Annotated in this window: 20 protein-coding genes and 1 pseudogene; 9 read left to right on the top strand and 12 right to left on the bottom strand. The window is 58.0% G+C overall.

Annotated features, from left to right (window positions below; genetic code table 11):
- Positions 1-8: 8 nt before the first annotated feature.
- Positions 9-899 (bottom strand): Fic family protein, encoded by an 891-nt coding sequence (locus AB1E37_RS02810; protein ID WP_004150941.1) that lies wholly within the window; start codon positions 897-899, stop codon positions 9-11.
- A 114-nt stretch (positions 900-1013) separates the two neighbouring features.
- Complete coding sequence (rsmI, locus tag AB1E37_RS02805) at positions 1014-1877, bottom strand: 16S rRNA (cytidine(1402)-2'-O)-methyltransferase (protein ID WP_004144878.1); 864 nt, start codon at positions 1875-1877, stop codon at positions 1014-1016.
- Positions 1878-1940: 63 nt separating this feature from the next.
- On the opposite strand from rsmI, the gene AB1E37_RS02800 reads away from it, so the two are divergent.
- From AB1E37_RS02800 to dolP, 4 genes are read left to right on the top strand one after another with little or no spacing between them, the layout of a single operon-like run.
- Positions 1941-4049, top strand: a complete 2109-nt coding sequence (locus AB1E37_RS02800; protein WP_032448137.1) for a penicillin-binding protein activator — start codon at positions 1941-1943, stop codon at positions 4047-4049.
- Positions 4007-4393 carry a YraN family protein gene (locus AB1E37_RS02795; protein WP_002918206.1) on the top strand — a complete coding sequence of 129 codons (387 nt, stop codon included), beginning with the start codon at positions 4007-4009 and terminating at the stop codon, positions 4391-4393. The genes AB1E37_RS02800 and AB1E37_RS02795 overlap by 43 nt, the downstream gene beginning before the upstream one ends.
- A gap of 25 nt (positions 4394-4418) precedes the next feature.
- Positions 4419-5009 carry a DnaA initiator-associating protein DiaA gene (diaA, locus tag AB1E37_RS02790; RefSeq protein ID WP_002918211.1) on the top strand — a complete coding sequence of 197 codons (591 nt, stop codon included), beginning with the start codon at positions 4419-4421 and terminating at the stop codon, positions 5007-5009.
- Between the two features lie 9 nt (positions 5010-5018).
- Positions 5019-5594, top strand: coding sequence for a division/outer membrane stress-associated lipid-binding lipoprotein (gene dolP / locus AB1E37_RS02785; RefSeq protein ID WP_002918214.1), 576 nt, complete (start codon positions 5019-5021; stop codon positions 5592-5594).
- Between the two features lie 121 nt (positions 5595-5715).
- Here dolP and AB1E37_RS02780 read toward each other — a convergent pair whose 3' ends face one another.
- Both AB1E37_RS02780 and AB1E37_RS02775 read right to left on the bottom strand, forming a co-directional pair.
- Positions 5716-6756 carry a permease gene (locus AB1E37_RS02780; RefSeq protein ID WP_004889624.1) on the bottom strand — a complete coding sequence of 347 codons (1041 nt, stop codon included), beginning with the start codon at positions 6754-6756 and terminating at the stop codon, positions 5716-5718.
- A 75-nt stretch (positions 6757-6831) separates the two neighbouring features.
- On the bottom strand, positions 6832-7479 hold the full coding sequence (locus AB1E37_RS02775) for an NAD(P)H-binding protein (RefSeq protein WP_023288018.1): 648 nt from the start codon (positions 7477-7479) through the stop codon (positions 6832-6834).
- 128 nt (positions 7480-7607) lie between these two features.
- On the opposite strand from AB1E37_RS02775, the gene AB1E37_RS02770 reads away from it, so the two are divergent.
- Entirely contained in the window at positions 7608-8144 is a 537-nt protein-coding gene (locus AB1E37_RS02770) for a type 1 glutamine amidotransferase domain-containing protein (protein WP_016947465.1), read from the top strand.
- Here AB1E37_RS02770 and AB1E37_RS02765 read toward each other — a convergent pair.
- Entirely contained in the window at positions 8106-8549 is a 444-nt protein-coding gene (locus tag AB1E37_RS02765; RefSeq protein WP_002918223.1) for a YhbP family protein, read from the bottom strand. The two genes, AB1E37_RS02770 and AB1E37_RS02765, sit on opposite strands and share 39 nt — an antisense overlap.
- A gap of 49 nt (positions 8550-8598) precedes the next feature.
- Here AB1E37_RS02765 and AB1E37_RS02760 point away from each other — a divergent pair, with 49 nt between their 5' ends.
- Positions 8599-8889, top strand: coding sequence for a GIY-YIG nuclease family protein (locus tag AB1E37_RS02760; RefSeq protein WP_002918226.1), 291 nt, complete (start codon positions 8599-8601; stop codon positions 8887-8889).
- On the opposite strand, the gene AB1E37_RS02755 is transcribed toward AB1E37_RS02760, so the two are convergent.
- Both AB1E37_RS02755 and AB1E37_RS02750 read right to left on the bottom strand, forming a co-directional pair.
- On the bottom strand, positions 8876-9379 hold the full coding sequence (locus tag AB1E37_RS02755; RefSeq protein ID WP_032448139.1) for a GNAT family N-acetyltransferase: 504 nt from the start codon (positions 9377-9379) through the stop codon (positions 8876-8878). The genes AB1E37_RS02760 and AB1E37_RS02755 overlap by 14 nt on opposite strands.
- The gene (locus AB1E37_RS02750) at positions 9373-9897 is read right to left on the bottom strand and encodes an SCP2 domain-containing protein (RefSeq protein ID WP_002918231.1); all 525 of its coding nucleotides are present in this window, start codon (positions 9895-9897) and stop codon (positions 9373-9375) included. Before AB1E37_RS02750 ends, AB1E37_RS02755 begins: the two co-directional genes overlap by 7 nt.
- A 221-nt stretch (positions 9898-10118) precedes the next feature.
- Here AB1E37_RS02750 and AB1E37_RS02745 point away from each other — a divergent pair, with 221 nt between their 5' ends.
- The 3 genes from AB1E37_RS02745 to AB1E37_RS02735 all read left to right on the top strand — a co-directional run bounded on the left by AB1E37_RS02745 (position 10119) and on the right by AB1E37_RS02735 (position 13149).
- Positions 10119-11114, top strand: a complete 996-nt coding sequence (locus AB1E37_RS02745; RefSeq protein WP_002918232.1) for a peptidase U32 family protein — start codon at positions 10119-10121, stop codon at positions 11112-11114.
- A 5-nt stretch (positions 11115-11119) separates the two neighbouring features.
- Positions 11120-11998, top strand: a complete 879-nt coding sequence (locus AB1E37_RS02740) for a U32 family peptidase (protein WP_002918233.1) — start codon at positions 11120-11122, stop codon at positions 11996-11998.
- 143 nt (positions 11999-12141) lie between these two features.
- Positions 12142-13149 (top strand): LLM class flavin-dependent oxidoreductase, encoded by a 1008-nt coding sequence (locus tag AB1E37_RS02735; protein ID WP_002918234.1) that lies wholly within the window; start codon positions 12142-12144, stop codon positions 13147-13149.
- Positions 13150-13193: 44 nt separating this feature from the next.
- On the opposite strand, the gene mtr is transcribed toward AB1E37_RS02735, so the two are convergent.
- The 5 genes and pseudogenes from mtr to pnp all read right to left on the bottom strand — a co-directional run bounded on the left by mtr (position 13194) and on the right by pnp (position 19820).
- Positions 13194-14438: a tryptophan permease gene (mtr, locus tag AB1E37_RS02730; RefSeq protein ID WP_002918235.1), complete on the bottom strand. Its 1245-nt coding sequence runs from the start codon at positions 14436-14438 to the stop codon at positions 13194-13196.
- Between the two features lie 144 nt (positions 14439-14582).
- A complete protein-coding gene (deaD, locus tag AB1E37_RS02725) occupies positions 14583-16514 on the bottom strand; it encodes an ATP-dependent RNA helicase DeaD (RefSeq protein WP_004150943.1) in 1932 nt (643 codons plus the stop codon).
- Positions 16507-16587: a protein YrbN gene (gene yrbN, locus AB1E37_RS02720; protein WP_085903200.1), complete on the bottom strand. Its 81-nt coding sequence runs from the start codon at positions 16585-16587 to the stop codon at positions 16507-16509. Before yrbN ends, deaD begins: the two co-directional genes overlap by 8 nt.
- A gap of 104 nt (positions 16588-16691) precedes the next feature.
- Positions 16692-17576 (bottom strand): lipoprotein NlpI, encoded by an 885-nt coding sequence (gene nlpI, locus AB1E37_RS02715; RefSeq protein WP_002918241.1) that lies wholly within the window; start codon positions 17574-17576, stop codon positions 16692-16694.
- A pseudogene (pnp, locus tag AB1E37_RS02710) lies at positions 17573-19820 on the bottom strand (polyribonucleotide nucleotidyltransferase). The gene nlpI and the pseudogene pnp overlap by 4 nt, the downstream one beginning before the upstream one ends.
- Positions 19821-19827 lie beyond the last annotated feature (7 nt).

Here is a 19827-nt window from a genome sequence, read left to right as displayed (position 1 = left end):
GGCTGGTTCTACTTAACCAGCCAGCTTCCACCTTTTTTAGCGCCTATGCGAATCAATCTCCCTTTCGCCTGTAGCCCTTGCAGATGACGCTCAACCGTACGTGCTGATATCCCCAAGATCTCCGCCAGCGCTCTCGCCGTTAATTCCGGCTTTTCGGTTAGCAAACGCAAAATTGCGTTTTCCGGTGGGGCTAATTTGACGTCGATTTCTTCCGACATTTCTTCCGACATTTCTTCCGACACGATGAATGAAGTTTCCAGACCTTCTTTCAGCGCCGCCAGGATATTTTGCAACATCCAGGTCACGAATAGCGTGCAATCACTGGTTTTATCACAAGCACCTAAAATGTCGTAATAACGTTCTTGCTGATGGTGGATCAGCGTTTCAACCGGCAGCCAGGCCAATTCCTGACGCCACTGGCTTAGAATCAACGTCTGCCATAAACGCCCCATCCGACCATTGCCATCAGCGAAAGGGTGAATGAACTCAAACTCGTAGTGAAAAACTGAACTGGCAATTAAAGGATGTAGCTCGGTGTGTTCCAGCCAACTGAGTAAATCAGCGATCAATCTTGGGACCTGGGCAGCAGGCGGAGCCATATGTATCACCTGCGTACCGCGATAAATGCCGACGTTTCCGCCACGTAAAGCGCCTGGACGATCAACCAGCCCGGTCATCAGCGTTTTATGCGCCGTCAGAAGATCGCTAATGTTTGCCGCATGCCATCCGGGCATTAATTCATAAGCACGAATGGCATTTCTCACTTCCTGAATATCCTTAGCCGGCGCCAGAACCCGTTTGCCTTCCAGCAGCGCCGTTACCTGTTCCATGCTCAGGCTATTATGTTCAATCGCGAGTGACGCCTGAATAGTACGAATGCGGTTTTCTTTACGCAGCAACGGCGATGCTTGTCCACGTTTCGCCGACCAATGCCCAAGCAATTCCCCAATCTCAACGACAAGGTTGAGGACCGAGGGTGTGATGCTAAACGGCGGTTGGTAACGGCTCATCGTTTACTCCCCCTGCTGCTCCAGGGCGTACTTATACAACGCGTTTTTCTTCACGCCGTGGATTTCCGCGGCCAGCGCGGCGGCTTTCTTCAGCGGCAGCTCCGCCTGCAGCAGCGCCAGAGTACGCAGCGCGGCCGCCGGCAGCGCCTCTTCCTGAGCCTTGAAACCTTCGACGATCAGCACCATCTCGCCTTTGCGACGGTTTTCATCTTCCTTCACCCACGCCACCAGCTCACCAATCGGCGCGCCATGGATCGACTCCCAGGTTTTGGTCAGCTCACGAGCCAGCACCACATAGCGGGATTCTCCCAGTACCGCGCAGATATCCTCCAGACTCTCCACCAGACGGTGGGTCGACTCATAGAAAATAAGGGTGCGCGGCTCTTCTTCCAGCGCTTTCAGGGTATCGCGGCGGCCTTTCGATTTCGCCGGCAGGAAGCCTTCATAACAGAAACGGTCGGAAGGCAGGCCGGCGGCGCTCAGGGCGGCGATAGCCGCACAGGGGCCCGGCAGCGGCACCACGCGAATATTCGCTTCGCGGCAGGTGCGCACCAGATGGTAACCAGGATCGTTAATCAGCGGCGTGCCGGCATCGGAAACCAGCGCGATGTTTTGCCCTTCTTTCAGTTTGGCAAGCAGGGTTTCCGCCTTTTGCTGCTCATTATGGTCGTGAAGCGCAAACAAACGGGCGTTTATCGCAAAATGTTGCAGCAGCAAACCGGTATGACGGGTATCTTCCGCTGCAATTAAATCAACGGCTTGCAGCACTTCCAGTGCACGCTGCGTGATATCAGACAGATTTCCTATCGGAGTGGGCACAATATAGAGCTGCCCCTGAGAATTATCCGCTGATTCGTGTTGTTTCATTGTCTCGTCCGTATTGCCGATTTAATATTGAGCATTGAGCCAAAAAAATATCACTGGACACTTATGGTACCGTCAACATTTCTTCGTTCTAAGCCCGCGCGCTGCCTGCCCGTATTGCTGGCGACTCTTATTTTTGCTGGCTGCGGCACCCACACGCAGGATCAAAGCGCGGCGTTTATGCAGGGTACGTCGCAGGCCAACTCCAGTTTCTACTTACAGCAGATGCAGCAAAGCACGAATGATAGCAAGACCAACTGGCAATTACTCGCCATTCGTGCACTACTGCAGGAAGGGAAGAAGCAGCAGGCTATCGACCTGTTTAACCAGCTGCCGGCGAACCTGAACAGCACTCAGGCCCGTGAACAGTCGCTGCTGGCGGTGGAAGTGAAGCTGGCGCAGAACGATTATCAGGCCGCCCGTAATCTGCTGGCTAAGATCGATCCGACAAGCCTTGAGCAGCCTCAACAGGCGCGCTACTGGCAGGCGCAAATCGATGCCAGCCAGGGCAAACCATCGCTGACCCTGCTGCGCGCCTTAATCGCCCAGCAGCCGCTGCTGAGTGACGCCAAACAGCGTCAGAAAAATATTGATGCGACCTGGCAAGCACTCACCTCGATGCCCCAGGACCAGGCCAATGCGCTGGTGATCAACGCCGATGAAAATATCCTCCAGGGCTGGCTGGATCTGCAGCGGATGTGGTTTGACAACCGCAACGATCCGACGCTACTGAAAGCGGGCGTTAAAGACTGGCAGACGCGCTATCCGCAAAACCCGGGCGCTAAAATGCTGCCGACGGCGCTTGTGAATATGCAAAACTATAAGCCTGCGTCCATCAACAAGATTGCGCTTTTTCTGCCGCTGAACGGTCAGGCGTCGATCTTCGGCCGCACAATCCAGCAGGGCTTTGAAGCCGCCAAAAACGGCGCGCCGTCGGTGACGGGCAGCGCGGTTCCCGCCCAGGTCGCCCAGGCGGCGAATGTCTCCGGTAATGATGATGTGGTGAGTCCGTCGCAGGCAGAAATCAGCGATCTTACCGCCACCGGAAGCCGCGCGGATCCGGTTCAGGCCCCGACGCAGGACCAGGCAGCGCCTGCTGCGGAACCGGCAGCCCAGGCGCCGGCAACATCCACCACGCCGCAGACTACCGCTTCCCCGGCCACCCAGCCGGTTACCGCGCCGGCCGCACAGCCGCAGCCCGTGGTCGCAACCGCCGCCAACCCTTCTGCGGAACTGAAAATTTACGACACCACCAGCCAGCCGATAAGCCAGCTGCTCGCCCAGGCGCAGCAGGATGGCGCCACCCTGGTGGTTGGGCCGTTGCTGAAAGAAAACGTTGAAGAGGTTATCAAGAGCAACACGCCGCTCAATGTGCTGGCCCTCAACCAGCCGGAAAAAGTCGAAAGCCGCGCTAACCTCTGCTATTTCGCGCTTTCTCCGGAAGACGAAGCGCGTGACGCCGCCCGACATATCCACCAACAGGGGAAACAGACCCCGCTGCTGCTGGTTCCGCGCGGCGCGCTGGGCGATCGTGTAGTTAGCGCTTTTGCCGACGAGTGGCTGAAGCTGGGCGGCGCCAGCGTCCTGCAGCAGCGTTTTGGATCCACGGCCGAGCTGCGCGCCGGCGTGAACGGCGGCGGGGGCATTGCGCTGAGCGGCACCCCGGTCTCCACCCTGCCATCAGCGCAGAACAGCATCCTCGGCAGTGCGGATGAGATGCCGGTAAGCAGCGGCGGCAGCGTCGATGCGGCCTATATCCTCGCCACCCCGGAACAGATTGCCTATATCAAACCGATGATCGCCATGCGCAACGGCAGCCAGAGCAATGTCACCCTGTACGCCAGCTCGCGCAGCGCCCAGGGCACCGCGGGGCCGGATTTCCGTCTGGAGATGGAAGGCTTGCAGTATAGTGAGATCCCAATGCTGGCCGGCAGCAATCCGTCGCTAATGCAGCAGGCGCTGTCCGCGGTGCGTAATGACTACTCGCTGGCGCGTCTGTATGCCATGGGCGCTGACGCCTGGTCACTGGCAAATCACTTCACGCAAATGCGCCAGACGCCTGGCTTCGAGCTGAACGGCAATACCGGCGATCTGACGGCCAACCAGGATTGCGTGATTAACAGGAAACTGTCATGGCTCAAGTACCAGCAGGGAAAAATCGTTCCGGCCAGCTAAGCAAACAGACCGGCGATGCCTGGGAAAACCAGGCGCGCCGCTGGCTGGAAGGCCAGGGCCTGCGTTTTATCGCCGCCAATGCCCGCGAGCGTGGCGGCGAAATTGACCTTATCATGCGCGACGGCACGGTCACCGTTTTTATCGAAGTGCGCTACCGCCGTAGCGCCCGGTACGGTGATGCGGCGGCCAGCGTCACTCCGCAAAAACAACAACGACTGCTTAAAGCCGCCCGTTTGTGGCTCTGCCGACAGAATGGGAGCTTTGAGACTGTGGATTGCCGTTTCGATGTGGTAGCCTTCACCGGAAACGACATCCAATGGCTAAAAAACGCCTTTGGCGAATAGCGTAATACCAGAAGTAAGGGATCCCGTGCTCGACAGAATCAAAGCCTGCTTTACCGAAAGCATTCAAACCCAAATTGCCGCAGCGGAAGCACTCCCGGACGCCATCTCCCGGGCGGCGATGACGCTCGTCCAGTCCCTGCTTAACGGCAACAAAATCCTCTGTTGTGGTAATGGCACCTCCGCCGCCAACGCACAGCATTTTGCTGCCAGCATGATTAATCGCTTTGAAACGGAACGCCCTGGTTTACCTGCCATTGCACTAAATACCGATAATGTGGTCTTAACCGCCATCGCTAACGATCGCTTGCATGACGAGATCTACGCCAAGCAGGTGCGCGCCCTGGGACACGCCGGCGATGTGCTGCTGGCGATCTCTACGCGCGGAAACAGTCGGGACATCGTCAAGGCGGTGGAAGCCGCCGTGACCCGCGACATGACCATCGTCGCGTTAACCGGCTATGACGGCGGTGAGCTGGCGGGCCTGTTAGGTCAACAGGATGTCGAAATCCGCATCCCCTCCCATCGCAGCGCGCGTATCCAGGAGATGCACATGCTGACCGTCAACTGTCTGTGCGATTTGATAGATAACACTCTTTTTCCACACCAGGACGATTAAGGAGAACACATGAAGGCTCTCTCGCCCCTCGCCATCCTGCTTTCTGCACTACTGCTGCAGGGCTGCGTTGCCGCCGCGGTAGTCGGAACGGCAGCAGTCGGCACCAAAGCCGCAACGGACCCGCGTACGGTGGGAACCCAGGTCGATGACAGTACCCTGGAACTGCGCGTCAATAGCGCCTTGTCGAAAGATGAACAGATTAAGAAACAGGCCCGTATCAACGTCACCGCTTATCAGGGCAAAGTTCTGCTGACCGGCCAGTCGCCGACGCCGGACCTCTCCGCGCGCGCCAAGCAAATCGCCATGGGCGTGGAAGGGACCACGGAAGTGTTTAATGAAGTGCGCCAGGGCCAGCCGATTGGTTTAGGCACCGCCTCGTCTGATACCTGGATTACCACCAAGGTGCGTTCGCAGCTCCTGAGCACCGATCAGGTCAAATCCTCGAACGTGAAAGTAACCACGGAAAACAGCGAAGTCTTCCTGATGGGGCTGGTGACCGACCGCGAAGGCCGGGCGGCGGCGGATATTGCCAGCCGGGTAAGCGGCGTATCCCGGGTGACCACCGCCTTTACCTACATTAAATAAAGCTGCAGTTTCCCGGCTGGCGCTGCGCTTAGCCGGGCTACCGCCCCCTGTCCGTTGTGTGCCGGGTAAGGCGTAGCCGCCACCCGGCATCCAATCCCGCTATGCGTACGTTTACGGCAAACTACACCAGCGCCAGCGCACCGACAATCGCCCCGCACAGCGCCACCAGTCCGCCCGTCAGCCACAGCGCTTTGGCCGGGAAGGCTTTACGCAGCATAATCAGCGACGGCACGCTCACTGCCGGCAGTGTGATGAGCAGCGCCAGCGCGGGCGCCGTCCCCATACCCGCCAGCATCATTGTCTGCACAATCGGAATTTCCGCCGCGGTAGGGATCACAAACAGGCAGCCGGCGATCGCCATCGCGATAACCCAGAACAACGTATTATCCACCACGCCATCGGCGTGCGGGAACAGCCAGACGCGCGCCGCTCCCAGCACCAGCACCGCGAGGATATAAACCGGGATCGTGTTCCAGAACAGCGTCCACAGCGCCTGCAGCCAGCGGCTAAAGAAGCCGCCCTGAGTCGCTTCCGACGGTGCAGCAGGCACCGCTACCGGCTGCGTCGCCGCCTCTTTCACCCATTTCTGCACCAGCGTCGCCACAGTTAATACTGTCGCCAGGCCCGCCACCAGGCGAACCAGCGCAAACTGCCAGCCCAGAACAAAGCCCATAAACACCAGCGTCGCCGGGTTGAGCAGCGGGTTCCCCATCCAGAACGCCAGCGCCCCGCCCATCGACACCTGCTGTTTGCGCATCCCGGCCGCGACCGGCGCGGCGCAGCAGGTGCACATCATGCCGGGCAGCGAGAAAATCGCTCCCAGCAGCGTGCCCTGAAACCGCGATTGTCCCAGGGTGCGTAGCAGCCAGTCGCGCGGAATGAGTACCTGAATCAACGACCCGAGCAGCACGCCGAGCACCGCCGCTTTCCAGACGGCAAGGAAGTAAACCATCGCATAGTCCCACGCCGCCATCAGCGGGTTAGCGTCGGCCTGGGCGAGAATAGATTTACCGATACTGTGGGTTTCCGCAGCGGTGAAGGCTTTCCCGTAGTACGGCTGCCATTTGACGTACCACAGACCAACAATCACGACGAGAAAGAAAAGCGCGGGTTTCCACCATTGAAATGGTGACGCCGCCTGAGATGAAGACTGACCAGCCATAGCATTCCCCAGCAAGAAATGTGGATATGAATTGAAGCCGTGAATACTACGCCGGAAGCCTGCGTTTGCAAACCGCTATTCAGCCTGCCGCGCGGCGCGCTCCCGTAGTTCCGATGATGACAGAATTCGCACCCCTTCGTGGGTGGGCGACAGCGCCTCCGCCAGCAGGGCGATCGCCACATCGCGGGCCGCAATGGATTTCCAGTTCCCCGGCAAGAGCCGGAACAATGGTGCGAGGAAGGTCTCATTGGCCCGCTTTTTTTCCCGCTTGCCTGACAGCATCGACGGCCTGGCGATGGTCAGCCGCGGCCAGTCTTGCTCAATCAGCGCCGCCTCCATTTCTCCCTTCACCCGATTGTAGAAAAACGGCGAGTGGGCGTTGGCGCCCATCGCGCTAACCACCAGCATATGTTGCGCACCCAGTCGTTTGCCGGTCAGCGCGGTATCAACCACCAGCGTGTAGTCAGCATGGACGAAGGCCTCTTTGCTCCCGGCCTCCCGGCGCGTCGTTCCCAGGCAACAGAAGACGATATCCACCGGGTCAACCACCTGCGCCAGGGCATCGGTCAGCTGGGGATCGTGAGGATTAAAGACACCTTCCGCTGGTGCCAGCGGGCGACGCGTCGGCGCGGCGATGGTGCTTATACGGGGCTCATTCTGCAGCAGCCGGAGTAAGTGACCGCCAACTAACCCGGTCGCGCCGGTTAATAATACCTGACTCATTGGTTCTCCTTTACAGAATTCTCCGCCTTGCACTTTCGGGCTCATGTTCCAGGCTTAATACCTTACAAGGTAAGTATCCACCATCATCATGGAATTACCTCATTGACCATCCAGACAGTGGAGGAAGCATGAGTAAAAAGATAGCCGTCCTCATTACCGACGACTTTGAAGATTCTGAATTTACCTCTCCCGCCGAAGCCTTTAAGCTCGCCGGGCATCAGGTCATCACGATCGAAAAGCAGGCTGGCAAAACGGTGAAGGGTAAGCAGGGAGAAGCCGAGGTCACCATCGACAGAGCCATCGATGACGTCACACCGGGTGAATTTGATGCCTTATTGCTGCCCGGGGGCTACTCTCCCGACCAGCTGCGTGGTGATGAACGCTTCGTCACTTTTACCCGCGATTTTGTCAACGGCGGTAAGCCGGTGTTTGCCATCTGCCACGGCCCGCAGCTGCTGATCAGCGCCGATGTGATCCGCGGACGTAAGCTCACGGCGGTGAAACCGATTGTGGTGGATGTGAAAAACGCCGGGGGCGAGTTTTACGACCAGGAGGTGGTGGTCGATAACGAACAGCTGGTCACCAGCAGAACGCCGGACGATCTGCCGGCCTTCAATCGCGAAGCGCTACGCCTGCTCGGCGCCGGCATCACGCCGCCAGTGTAATTTTTTCCCGAAACCCAGCGTGTTGTCGGTAAATTTGATTTCGTCCGGACGAATCTCCCATACCGGCGCCGACAGCATGCGGGCCACCGGGAAGCGCTTGACGTAGCGCTGGCGCATTCGCGCCTCTTCGTCACCGCTCAGACGACGGATCTCGCCTTTGAACTGCACGCCGCGGATCAGGGCCACCGTTTTTGGCTGGCCGTTAACCGTGCCGGCCACCTTCGCCCTCTGTCCGGTCATCTGGCCATGGCGGGTGTGCTCCTCGCTGAGCAGATAAAAGGCCACGGTATCCGGGTCATAGACGTAAAAGGCATTCGCGCACCACAGCTCGTCTTCACGGGAGACGCACCAGGTGACGACGTGCTGTTTACTCAGCCAGCGACCAATGGCGGCAAGCGTATCCATCTTTCTTCTCCATTATGCTATGGTGCACACACCTTACCATAGTGACTTTGTGACCGTGTGCTGGTTTCTGTATCTCATTCGAACCGCGGATAATCGCCTTTATACCGGCATCACCACCGACGTGCCACGCCGCTTTCGCCAGCATCAGGCGGGAAAAGGCGCAAAGGCGTTGCGCGGCAAAGGCGACCTGCAGCTGGCCTTTAGCCACGAAGTTGGTGAACACTCACTTGCATTGCGACTGGAATATCGCGTCAAGCAGCTAACGAAGCGCGAAAAAGAGCGCCTCGTTGCCGGAGAGGATGCCTTCGAAACCCTGCTGGCAAGGCTTAAAGACGATTAAAGTGCTCGCTGTATTCGACCTGGCCATGGACGCCGTCGAGGGCGTCATCCGCCAGACGGTGAACCTGGAACGCCTCGGCGCTGTCCGGCCAGCGGCAGCGGAGATCGAAGCGCGCGGCCGGTTCAAAGCCGAAGCGACGGTATAAATCCGGGTCGCCCAGCGTCACCACCGCGGCGTAGCCAAACTCATTCAGCGAGTCCAGCCCTTCGTAAACCAGCTGCCGGCCAATGCCCTGTCTGCGGTAGCGTTCATCTACCGCCAGCGGCGCCAGGCCGACCCACTGCAGCTCTTCACCTTCCACCGCCACCGGGCTGAAGGCAACGTAGCCGATCACCTGGCCTTCATCATCCGTCGCCACTACCCCCAGCGTGATCAGTCCATCTTCACGCAGATCGTGCACCAGCTGCGCTTCGGCATCGCGGCCGAAGGTACGACGCAGCAGCGCGTCGATTCCCGGTGCATCAATCCCAATCTCCACTCGAATCAGCATGCCTCACCTACCGATGTCTGTTCAGGTTTCTGCGGGCTCTTCAGTCCAGCTTCGACAAAATCCGCCAGTTGCAGCAACATCACGCGCAGCGCTTTTGGCATCTGCTCGAGCTCAATGGCGTCCATCAAATTTTTTACATACAGCCCCAGCTCCGTATCGCCTTCAATGACCAGACGACGCTGGAAGAATAGCGTATCCGGATCCTGCTTGCGCGCGGCGATCATTAACAGATCGCTGGCGTCGGCGCTGAAGCTGACGTCGGCGTCGGCCTGCTGGCTGACCACCAGTCGACCATCGACTACCGAGGTATACCACAGCAGACCGATGTCACGCACATGAATACTTAACCAACGCCCCTCAAGAAACTCCAGCTCCCCCTCCGCCAGCGCCTGGCGAAACTGCCAGCTCAGCACTTGCTCCAGCACCTGGCGCTTGAGGGCAAAAGGCGCCAGCTTAACCGGCACGCTCATTAAAGACGGGCCAAAGTGGACCAGCCGGGAACGCAGTTTATCCAACACAAGCTTTACTCCATGAATGCAATAGTTCCGCTATTGTGCCATATCACATAAACAACATAGCGGCGTAAATCAACAAAAACGCGATGACGGCCGCCAGTTATTGGCGCCGCCAATACACTTTTAACTGCCTCAAATCAAAAATTGTCACCAGAAGGTTAACTAAAATCCCTGCTCGTTAACCATTCAGCGTCCCTGACGGGCCGCATTTTTCAGGAAAAATTATGGAGCTGCTCTGCCCAGCCGGTAACCTTCCGGCGCTTAAGGCGGCCATCGAAAACGGCGCCGATGCCGTCTATATCGGGCTGAAAGATGACACCAACGCCCGCCACTTTGCCGGCCTTAATTTCACCGAAAAGAAACTGCAGGAAGCCGTCAGCTTTGTGCATCAGCACCGTCGTAAGCTGCATATCGCCATCAATACCTTCGCTCATCCCGACGGCTACGCCCGCTGGCAGCGAGCAGTGGATATGGCTGCTCAGCTGGGCGCCGATGCGCTCATTCTGGCCGATATCGCCATGCTGGAGTACGCTGCGGAGCGTTACCCACACATTGAGCGTCACGTTTCGGTGCAGGCTTCCGCCACCAATGAAGAGGCCATTCGCTTCTATCATCGCAACTTCGACGTCGCGCGCGTCGTACTGCCGCGCGTGTTGTCTATTCATCAGGTGAAACAGTTGGCCCGCGCCACGCCGGTGCCGCTGGAAGTCTTCGCCTTCGGCAGCCTGTGCATCATGGCGGAAGGCCGCTGCTATCTCTCTTCCTACCTGACCGGCGAATCGCCCAACACCGTCGGCGCCTGTTCGCCTGCCCGCTTCGTACGCTGGCAGCAAACGCCGCAGGGGCTGGAATCGCGTCTCAATGAAGTGCTGATTGACCGTTATCAGGATGGCGAAAATGCCGGTTATCCGACGCTGTGCAAAGGCCGCTACCTGGTTGATGGCGAGCGCTATCACGCGCTGGAGGAGCCCACCAGCCTCAACACCCTGGAACTGTTGCCGGAATTGATGGCCGCCAATATCGCCTCGGTGAAAATCGAAGGCCGTCAGCGCAGCCCGGCTTACGTGACCCAGGTGGCGAAAGTCTGGCGCCAGGCGATCGATCGCTGCAAAGCCGATCCGCAGAATTTCGTACCGCAGTCCGCCTGGATGGAGACCCTGGGCGCCATGTCCGAGGGGACACAAACTACCCTTGGCGCTTATCACCGTAAATGGCAGTGAGAAACATGAAATATTCATTAGGGCCGGTGCTGTACTACTGGCCAAAAGAGACGCTGGAAGATTTTTACCAGCAGGCGGCAAACTGCAGCGCCGACACCATTTATCTCGGCGAAGCGGTATGCAGCAAACGCCGCGCCACCAAAGTTGGCGACTGGATCGAAATGGCGAAAACGCTGGCCGCTAGCGGCAAGCAGGTGGTGCTCTCCACTCTCGCGCTGGTGCAGGCCTCTTCTGAACTGGGCGAGCTGAAGCGCTATGTCGATAACGGCGAATTTCTGATTGAGGCCAGTGATTTGGGCGTGGTAAATCTCTGCGCCGAACGCAAGCTACCGTTCGTCGCCGGGCATGCGCTGAACTGCTACAACGCCGTTACCCTGCGCCTGCTGCGGAAACAGGGCATGGTGCGCTGGTGCATGCCGGTGGAACTCTCCCGCGACTGGCTGGCTAATTTACTGACCCAGTGCGAAGAGCTGGGTATCCGCAACCAGTTTGAAGTCGAAGTGCTGAGCTACGGCCATCTGCCGCTGGCTTATTCCGCGCGCTGCTTTACCGCCCGCTCGGAAGACCGGCCAAAGGACGAGTGCGAAACCTGCTGCATCAAGTACCCAACCGGGCGCAGCATGCTGTCGCAGGAGAACCAGCAGGTGTTCGTGCTCAATGGTATTCAGACCATGAGCGGCTACGTCTATAACCTGGGCAATGAGCTGACCTCCATGCACGGCCTGGTGGATATGGTGCGCCTGTCGCCGATGGGCAACGAGACCTTCGCCATGCTCGAGGCCTTCCGCGCCAACGAAAACGGCGCTGCGCCGCTGGATCTCACCAGCAATAGCGATTGCAACGGCTACTGGAAACGATTGCCAGGACTGGTGCTTCAGGCCTGATAAACCGCTCACTTTGTTAACAACAGTGCTCAGATTTTAATGCATTATTAAAGATGCAGCTTTTCTGGCTGGCGCGTCCAGGATGCGCCAGGCTGGAAGAAGACCTTCAATCTGATGACGATGCTGTAGCAAAGTGAGCCTTTATGACTGACAAATCTGTTCCATTCTCGGTGCTCGATCTGGCGCCGATCCCGCAAGGATCTTCTGCCAAAGAAGCCTTTACCCACTCTCTGGATCTCGCCCGGCTGGCCGAATCGCGCGGCTATCATCGCTACTGGCTGGCGGAGCACCATAATATGGTCGGCATTGCCAGCGCAGCGACCTCGGTGCTGATTGGCTATCTCGCCGCCAACACCACCACCCTGCATCTCGGGTCCGGCGGCGTGATGCTGCCTAACCACTCTCCACTGGTGATAGCTGAGCAGTTCGGCACCCTGAACACCCTTTACCCCGGGCGGATCGACCTCGGCCTTGGCCGCGCGCCGGGCAGCGATCAGCCGACCATGCGCGCCCTGCGTCGCCATATGAGCGGCGATGTCGATAATTTCCCGCGCGATGTAGCGGAACTGGTGGACTGGTTTGACGCCCGCGATCCGAACCCGCACGTGCGCCCGGTTCCCGGCTACGGGGAGCGCATTCCAGTATGGCTGCTGGGCTCAAGCCTCTATAGCGCGCAACTGGCGGCGCAGCTCGGCCTGCCGTTTGCCTTCGCCTCGCACTTCGCGCCGGATATGTTGTTCCAGGCCCTACATCTGTATCGCAGCAATTTCAAACCTTCGGCGCGGCTGGAAAAACCGTACGCGATGGTGTGTATCAATATCATCGCCGCCGACAGCAACCGCGATGCGGAGTTTCTCTTCACCTCCATGCAGCAGGCGTTTGTGAAGCTGCGTCGCGGCGAGACCGGGCAGTTGCCGCCGCCGGTGGAAAATATGCATCAGCTGTGGTCAGCGTCCGAGCAGTATGGTGTGCAGCAGGCACTGAGCATGTCGCTGGTCGGCGATAAAACTAAAGTCCGCCATGGGCTAGAGTCGATTCTGCGTGAAACCGAGGCGGACGAAATCATGGTCAATGGCCAGATCTTCGACCACCAGGCGCGTCTGCATTCTTTCGATTTAGCGATGCAGGTGAAAGAGGAGCTGTTGGGGTAACACACACGTCAGCCCGGTGGACGTCGCGCCACCGGGCAATAGCTTTACTGATAAACCGGCAGCAGATTGACGCTCGACAGGATATGTACAACCGCATTGCCGAGGCCAAAGAGCAGGATCAGCACAATCATTGGCGTTCCGCCCCAAACGCGGAACTGTGGGCTGCCGAAGCGTTTGCGTGAGGCGTGAGCCAGCAGCGCCGGTACAATCGCCGCCCAGATCGTCGCCGCCAGGCCAGCATAGCCGATGGCGTAGAGGAAACCATCGGGTTTGACCAGTCCGCCAATCATCGGCGGGATAAAGGTCAGCAGCGCGGTTTTAAAGCGTCCCATCGCGCTATCGTCAAAGCCAAACAGATCCGCCAGGTAGTCGAACAGCCCCAGCGTCACGCCGAGGAACGAACTGGCGACAGCAAAGTTCGAGAACACCACCAGCAGCAGATCCAGACTCCGGCTATTCAGCACGCCGCTCAACGCCTGCACCAGCACATCAATGTTGCCGCCCTTCTGCGCAATGTCGATAAACTGCGGACGAGGGATGTTACCCATCGTCACCAGCAGCCAAACGACATACAGACCCAGCGCCAGCAGCGTACCGTAGGTTAAGCAGCGGATGATGGTGCGCGGATCTTTTCCGTAGTATTTCATCAGGCTCGGCACGTTGCCGTGATAGCCAAACGAGGCCAGGCAGAACGGGAGCGTCATCAGCAGGTATGGCGCATAGGAGGCATTCTTCTCCGCAACGTTAAATAGCGTCGTCGGCTCGACGTGCCCGAGCAGGCTACCGAAGGTCAGGAAGAAGGTGATCACCTTAGCGCCCAGTACGATAGCCGTCATGCGGCTCACCGCTTTGGTGCTCATCCAGACGATAAACGCCACCAGCAGCGCAAAGCCGAAGCCCGCCGCGCGCGCCGGCACCTTCAGCGACAGTTCACTGAAGGTGTGGTGGAGGATCGAACCGCTCGCCGAAATATAGGCGTAGGTCAGGATATAGAGCACAAAGGCGATTGATACACCGTTCACCAGGTTCCAGCCCTTGCCGAGCAGGTCTTTGGTAATGGTGTCGAAGCTGGAGCCGATGCGGTAGTTAAGATTGGCCTCGAGGATCATCAAACCGGAGTGCAGCATGCAGAACCAGGTGAAGACCAGCGCCGCCAGCGACCAGAAAAACCACGCGCCGGACATCACCACCGGCAGCGAGAACATGCCCGCGCCGATAATCGTGCCGCCGATAATCACCACGCCGCCAAACAGAGACGGACGGGTTGCCGTAGTGGTTAGTGTCGCCATTTACCGAATTCTCCAGTCGAAAATACTTCGCTCACGTTGAGCATGACGCACTGTACCAGTACACGAGTACAAAGGGAATAAAAAAAGCCCCAATCATGACGATCGGGGCTGTATTATTTAGTTTACGCTAGCGGGCGGCGTTGATTACGCATCGCCACCGAAGCGGCGGCGACCGGCTGAGTCATCGCGGCGCGGCGCGGATGCATCGTCACGACGCGGCGCACGGCCTTCACGACGTTCGCCGCTGAAACGACGTCCTTCACCACGACCGCCTTCACGACGTTCGCCACCGAAGCCACGGCCGCCTTCACGACGCTCGCCGCCGAAGCCACGGCCGCCTTCGCGACGCTCACCGCCGCCACGACGTTCGGTGCGCGGCTGCGCATCGCCCAGCAGCTGCATGTTCATCGGCTTGTTCAGGATACGGGTACGAGTAAAGTGCTGCAGCACTTCGCCCGGCATCCCTTTCGGCAGCTCAATGGTGGAGTGAGAAGCGAACAGCTTGATGTTACCGATGTAACGGCTGCTGATATCGCCTTCATTGGCGATCGCGCCAACGATATGACGCACTTCAACGCCGTCATCGCGACCCACTTCAATGCGATACAGCTCCATGTCACCCACGTCACGACGCTCACGCTTCGGACGATCTTCGCGATCGCCGCGCGGGCCGCGATCATTTCGGTCGCCACGACGGTCGAAACGATCGTCACGATCGCGGAATTCACGACGTGGACGCATCGGCGCGTCCGGCGGAACGATCAGCGAACGTTCGCCCTGAGCCATCTTCAGCAGCGCAGCAGCCAGCGTTTCCACGTCCAGCTCTTCACCTTCCGCCGTCGGCTGGATTTTCGCCAGCAGTGCACGGTACTGATCCAGATCGCTGCTTTCCAGCTGCTGCTGAACTTTCGCGGCGAATTTTTCCAGACGACGCTTGCTCAGCAGCTCCGCGTTAGGCAGTTCCACTTCAGGAATGGTCAGCTTCATGGTGCGTTCGATGTTGCGCAGCAGACGACGCTCGCGGTTCTCAACGAACAGCAGCGCGCGGCCAGCACGACCGGCACGACCAGTACGGCCGATACGGTGAACGTAGGATTCAGAATCCATTGGGATGTCGTAGTTCACCACCAGGCTGATACGCTCAACGTCCAGGCCACGGGCCGCAACGTCAGTCGCAATCAGGATATCCAGACGACCATCTTTCAGGCGTTCCAGAGTCTGCTCACGCAGCGCCTGGTTCATGTCGCCGTTCAGCGCCGCGCTGTTGTAGCCATTACGCTCCAGCGCTTCAGCTACTTCCAGGGTCGCGTTTTTGGTACGGACGAAGATAATCGCCGCATCAAAGTCTTCCGCTTCCAGGAAACGCACCAGCGCTTCGTTTTTACGCATGCCGTAGGCAGTCCAGTAGCTCTGGCTGATATCCGGGCGAGTCGTCACGCTGGACTGAATGCGCACTTCCTGCGGCTCTTTCATAAAGCGACGGGTAATGCGACGGATAGCTTCCGGCATGGTGGCGGAGAACAGCGCGGTCTGATGCCCTTCCGGGATCTGCGCCATAATGGTTTCTACGTCTTCGATAAAGCCCATGCGCAGCATTTCATCTGCTTCATCCAGTACCAGGCCGCTCAGTTTGGAGAGGTCCAGGGTGCCGCGCTTCAGGTGGTCCAGCAGACGACCCGGGGTACCGACGACGATCTGCGGACCCTGACGCAGGGCGCGCAGCTGCACGTCATAACGCTGGCCGCCGTACAGGGCAACCACGTTCACGCCGCGCATATGTTTAGAGAATTCCGTCATTGCTTCAGCAACCTGTACCGCCAGCTCGCGGGTCGGCGCCAGCACCAGAATCTGCGGTGCTCTCAGCTCAGGATCGATGTTGTTCAGCAGCGGTAAAGAGAATGCTGCGGTTTTACCGCTACCGGTCTGGGCCATACCCAGAACGTCGCGGCCGTCCAGCAGATGCGGAATGCACTCAGCCTGGATCGGAGATGGTTTTTCGTAACCCAGATCGGTGAGCGCTTCAAGGATAGGAGCCTTCAGGCCCAGATCTGCAAAAGTGGTTTCGAATTCAGCCATGTAGTACGTGTGCCTCAAAATTAATGGCGGCCAGTCTACATAACTCATCGTGAAAATTTACGGTAATTTTCATTGAAAAGTGTGAACCGGCTCAAAGTAGGTGTATTAACGAACAACAACGCCCTCACCCGCGAAGGTGATGGCAAGCAAAAAACTATGGGCTGATGTGTTCGTCAGCTATTGCTGGTCCGATTCTGCCAGGTCATCTTGCTCCTGGCCCAAGAGCGATAATTCCAACAATGCGTATCGGTGCTCAACGTAGTTGTGTACGTTGTTGGCGACCGCCAGTTTGAACAGTGCCGTAGCGCTGTCCTTGTCCCCCAGACTTAGGTAGTACTTACCTAAATAGAAGTTGGTTTCACTGAGATGCTCAGCGAGCGAGGTGTTATCCGTTGCGTCTGCCTTCAGACGAGTCATCAGCTCTTTTTCGCTAATGTCGCCAAGGTAGAACTCGACAATGTTCCATCCCCATTGCTCTTTATCCGACTTGTTTAAGCGCTCTCTGAGTGCTTCAAGCGCCCGCTTCTCGTCGAGTTTACGCTCGGCGATATAAAGCCACAGGCTACGGAAAGGATCATTGGGATCGTCTTGATAAAACGCCAGCAGATCATCTTGCGCTAACTTAGCCCGGCCGCCGTAATACAGGGCGATACCGCGGTTCAAGTGCGCGTAGTTGTAAGTTGGATCAAGCTCAAGTACAGAATCAAACGCTTCATAGGCAGCATCAAAATTGCCTGCCTGCGTTAAGTAAATGCCTAAGTAATTGAATACTTCCGGCATATCGGGTCGGATTGCCAGCGCTTGTGAAAAATCATTTCGCGCTAGTGCCCTCAGACCGAGACTATCATACAACACTCCGCGCTCATATAAAAGCTGTGCGCGTTCGTCATCGGATAAAGCCCGACTGGCAAGAATTTGTTCCATGCGTGCCAGAATCACTTCTTGCTGTAAAGTCGGTTGCAATGGTACTGCGAGGACGGCGTCCTTACGCCAGGCGGTGCTACTGCATCCTGCCAGCGTGAGAGCTGTCGCCACGAAACACCAGCGCAAAAAAGGCTTCATTTCCCACTCCCGAAGACAACGATTGGATGAACGTCCTGTTCCCCGGCTGCAAACGAGGCGTCCTGCCCGTAAAACGCCCTCCGCAAAAACGGAGGGCTAACGGCAACCTTACTCGCCCTGCTCGGCAGCCGGAGCTTCCGGCGCTGCGGCAGACGGAGTCTGTTCAGTTGCTTCTTTAATGCTCAGACGGACACGGCCCTGGCGGTCAACTTCCAGAACCTTAACCGGTACTTCCTGACCCATCTGCAGGTAGTCAGTCACTTTCTCAACGCGCTTGTCAGCGATCTGCGAGATGTGAACCAGACCTTCTTTACCGCCGCCGATGGCAACGAATGCGCCAAAGTCAACGATACGGGTCACTTTACCATTGTAGATGCGGCCAACTTCGATCTCAGCGGTGATCTCTTCGATACGACGGATAGCATGCTGCGCTTTGTCGCCGTCGGTCGCTGCGATCTTCACGGTACCGTCATCTTCGATCTCGATGGTGGTGCCGGTCTCTTCGGTCAGGGCACGGATAACAGAACCGCCTTTACCGATAACGTCTTTGATCTTGTCCGGGTTGATCTTGATGGTGTGGATACGCGGTGCGAATTCAGAGATATCGCCGCGCGGCGCGTTAATCGCCTGCTCCATCACGCCCAGGATGTGCAGACGCGCACCTTTAGCCTGGTTCAATGCAACCTGCATGATTTCTTTGGTGATACCTTCAATTTTGATATCCATCTGCAGCGCAGAGATACCGTCGCGGGAACCCGCAACTTTGAAGTCCATATCGCCGAGGTGGTCTTCGTCACCGAGGATGTCAGACAGCACGACGAAGTTGTCGCCTTCTTTCACCAGACCCATTGCGATACCCGCCACAGCGGCTTTTACCGGCACGCCCGCGTCCATCAGCGCCAGAGAGGCGCCGCAGACGGAAGCCATGGAAGAGGAACCGTTAGATTCGGTGATTTCCGATACCACGCGCACGGTGTACGGGAATTCTTCAATAGTCGGCATCACGGCCAGTACGCCGCGCTTCGCCAGACGACCGTGACCGATTTCACGACGCTTCGGAGACCCCACCATGCCAGTTTCGCCTACGGAGTACGGAGGGAAGTTGTAGTGGAACAGGAAGGAGTCGGTGCGCTCGCCCATCAGTTCGTCGATGTTCTGCGCATCGCGTGCGGTACCCAGAGTCGCGGTAACCAGCGCCTGCGTTTCACCACGGGTGAACAGCGCGGAACCGTGAGTACGCGGCAGAACGCCGGTACGAACGTCCAGACCACGGATCATATCTTTTTCACGGCCATCGATACGCGGCTCGCCGGCCAGTACGCGGCTACGAACCACGTTTTTCTCGATGGCGTGCAGGATTTCACCCAGCTCGTTAGCGTCCAGGGTTTCATCTTCAGCAACCAGCGTGGCGATGGTTTCAGATTTGATCACGTCAACCTGAGCGTAACGCTCTTGTTTGTCGGTGATACGGTAAGCATCGCTCAGACGGGATTCAGCCAGCGCAGCCACGCGCGCGTTCAGCGCTTCGTTGACCGCTTCCGGCTGCCAGTCCCAACGCGGTTTACCGGCTTCTTTCACCAGGTCGTTGATGTTCTGAATAACAATCTGCTGCTGCTCGTGGCCGAAGACCACCGCGCCCAGCATCTGGTCTTCGCTCAGCAGTTCCGCTTCGGATTCCACCATCAGCACGGCCGCTTCGGTACCGGCAACCACCAGGTCCAGTTTGCTGGACTTCAGTTCTTCCTGGGTTGGGTTCAGTACGTACTGGTCGTTGATGTAACCCACGCGCGCAGCGCCGATTGGGCCATTGAACGGAATACCAGACAGCGACAGCGCAGCGGAAGCACCGATCATCGCGACGATGTCTGGGTTAACCTGCGGGTTAACGGAAACGACGGTGGCGATAACCTGAACTTCGTTAACGAAGCCTTCCGGGAACAGCGGGCGAACCGGGCGGTCAATCAGACGCGCGATCAGGGTTTCGCCTTCGCTTGGACGGCCTTCACGACGGAAGAAACCACCCGGGATTTTACCGGCAGCGTAGGTACGCTCCTGGTAGTTAACGGTCAGCGGGAAAAAGTCCTGGCCTGGCTTCGCTTTTTTCTGACCCACAACGGTAACGAATACCGCAGTGTCATCCATGCTAACCATCACAGCGGCCGTTGCCTGGCGCGCCATCATGCCGGTTTCCAGGGTCACGGTATGCTGGCCGTACTGGAATTTACGAACGATCGGATTAAGCAAAATTCTA

The organism is Klebsiella sp. Shm-1 (genome assembly GCF_040804525.1).
GTDB classification, from domain to species: domain Bacteria; phylum Pseudomonadota; class Gammaproteobacteria; order Enterobacterales; family Enterobacteriaceae; genus Klebsiella; species Klebsiella pneumoniae.
This window is presented reverse-complemented; position numbering and strand designations above follow the sequence as displayed.

Excerpts from the sequence above, each read along its gene's own strand:
- rsmI (WP_004144878.1), bottom strand. The coding sequence starts at position 1,877 with ATGAAACAACACGAATCAGCGGATAATTCTCAGGGGCAGCTCTATATT.
- AB1E37_RS02755 (WP_032448139.1), bottom strand. The coding sequence starts at position 9,379 with ATGCTGATTCGAGTGGAGATTGGGATTGATGCACCGGGAATCGACGCG.
- AB1E37_RS02740 (WP_002918233.1), top strand. The coding sequence starts at position 11,120 with ATGAAATATTCATTAGGGCCGGTGCTGTACTACTGGCCAAAAGAGACG.
- AB1E37_RS02800 (WP_032448137.1), top strand. The coding sequence starts at position 1,941 with ATGGTACCGTCAACATTTCTTCGTTCTAAGCCCGCGCGCTGCCTGCCC.
- mtr (WP_002918235.1), bottom strand. The coding sequence starts at position 14,438 with ATGGCGACACTAACCACTACGGCAACCCGTCCGTCTCTGTTTGGCGGC.
- AB1E37_RS02765 (WP_002918223.1), bottom strand. The coding sequence starts at position 8,549 with ATGGATACGCTTGCCGCCATTGGTCGCTGGCTGAGTAAACAGCACGTC.
- yrbN (WP_085903200.1), bottom strand. The coding sequence starts at position 16,587 with ATGAAAATTACCGTAAATTTTCACGATGAGTTATGTAGACTGGCCGCC.
- AB1E37_RS02735 (WP_002918234.1), top strand. The coding sequence starts at position 12,142 with ATGACTGACAAATCTGTTCCATTCTCGGTGCTCGATCTGGCGCCGATC.
- AB1E37_RS02780 (WP_004889624.1), bottom strand. The coding sequence starts at position 6,756 with ATGGCTGGTCAGTCTTCATCTCAGGCGGCGTCACCATTTCAATGGTGG.
- AB1E37_RS02770 (WP_016947465.1), top strand. The coding sequence starts at position 7,608 with ATGAGTAAAAAGATAGCCGTCCTCATTACCGACGACTTTGAAGATTCT.
- deaD (WP_004150943.1), bottom strand. The coding sequence starts at position 16,514 with ATGGCTGAATTCGAAACCACTTTTGCAGATCTGGGCCTGAAGGCTCCT.
- nlpI (WP_002918241.1), bottom strand. The coding sequence starts at position 17,576 with ATGAAGCCTTTTTTGCGCTGGTGTTTCGTGGCGACAGCTCTCACGCTG.
- AB1E37_RS02745 (WP_002918232.1), top strand. The coding sequence starts at position 10,119 with ATGGAGCTGCTCTGCCCAGCCGGTAACCTTCCGGCGCTTAAGGCGGCC.
- dolP (WP_002918214.1), top strand. The coding sequence starts at position 5,019 with ATGAAGGCTCTCTCGCCCCTCGCCATCCTGCTTTCTGCACTACTGCTG.
- AB1E37_RS02795 (WP_002918206.1), top strand. The coding sequence starts at position 4,007 with ATGGCTCAAGTACCAGCAGGGAAAAATCGTTCCGGCCAGCTAAGCAAA.
- AB1E37_RS02775 (WP_023288018.1), bottom strand. The coding sequence starts at position 7,479 with ATGAGTCAGGTATTATTAACCGGCGCGACCGGGTTAGTTGGCGGTCAC.